This is a genomic window from Pseudoalteromonas sp. SR44-5 (assembly GCF_014163675.1).
Classification (GTDB): Bacteria; Pseudomonadota; Gammaproteobacteria; order Enterobacterales; family Alteromonadaceae; genus Pseudoalteromonas; species Pseudoalteromonas rhizosphaerae.
Genome location: NZ_JACJDT010000123.1, coordinates 1 through 1210 on the forward strand (window position 1 = coordinate 1; position 1210 = coordinate 1210).

Sequence of the window (1210 nt, forward strand, 5' to 3'; positions counted from 1 at the left end):
GTAAACGTAGGTACAATCGGCCACGTTGACCACGGTAAAACTACCCTAACTGCAGCAATCACTAACGTACTTGCAAAAGTATACGGCGGTGTTGCTAAAGATTTCGCATCAATCGATAACGCTCCTGAAGAGCGCGAGCGCGGTATCACAATCTCAACTTCACACGTTGAGTACGATACTCCTACTCGTCACTACGCACACGTAGATTGTCCTGGACACGCCGATTATGTTAAAAACATGATCACTGGTGCTGCTCAAATGGACGGCGCTATCCTTGTTGTTGCTGCGACTGATGGCCCTATGCCACAAACGCGTGAGCACATCCTTCTTTCTCGTCAAGTTGGCGTTCCTTACATCATCGTATTCATGAACAAATGTGACATGGTTGATGACGAAGAGCTACTTGAACTAGTAGAAATGGAAGTTCGTGAACTTCTTTCTGAGTACGATTTCCCAGGTGATGACTTACCACTAATCGCTGGTTCTGCGCTTAAAGCGTTAGAAGGCGAGAAAGAGTGGGAAGACAAGATCATTGAGCTTGCAGACGCACTTGATTCTTACATCCCAGAGCCAGAGCGTGACATCGATAAGCCATTCATCATGCCTATCGAAGACGTTTTCTCAATCCAAGGTCGTGGTACTGTTGTAACTGGTCGTGTTGAAGCTGGTATCATCCGCATCAATGACGAAGTAGAAATTGTTGGTATCAACGATACAACTAAATCTACTTGTACTGGTGTTGAAATGTTCCGTAAACTACTTGACGAAGGTCGTGCTGGTGAGAACATTGGTGCACTTCTACGTGGTACTAAACGTGAAGACGTTGAACGTGGTCAAGTACTAGCTAAGCCTGGTTCAATCAACCCACATACAACATTCACTTCAGAAGTATACGTACTTTCTAAAGATGAAGGTGGTCGTCATACTCCATTCTTCAAAGGTTACCGTCCACAGTTCTACTTCCGTACAACTGACGTAACTGGTGACGTACAGTTACCAGATGGCGTAGAAATGGTAATGCCTGGCGATAACGTTAAGATGACTGTAAAGTTAATCTCTCCAATCGCAATGGATGAAGGTCTACGTTTCGCAATCCGCGAAGGTGGCCGTACTGTAGGTGCTGGTGTAGTAGCAACTATCGTAGAGTAATAATTAACTTTTAAGTTAATTATTAGAAAAAGGTCACTTCGGTGGCCTTTTTTAATGTCTG

General features: G+C 44.4%; 1 protein-coding gene. It reads left to right on the forward strand.

The window, feature by feature from the left end; genetic code table 11:
* Positions 1-1149 (forward strand): elongation factor Tu (tuf, locus tag H5154_RS22745; RefSeq protein ID WP_145238324.1); only part of this gene is annotated, 1149 nt, incomplete at its 5' end.
* Positions 1150-1210 lie beyond the last annotated feature (61 nt).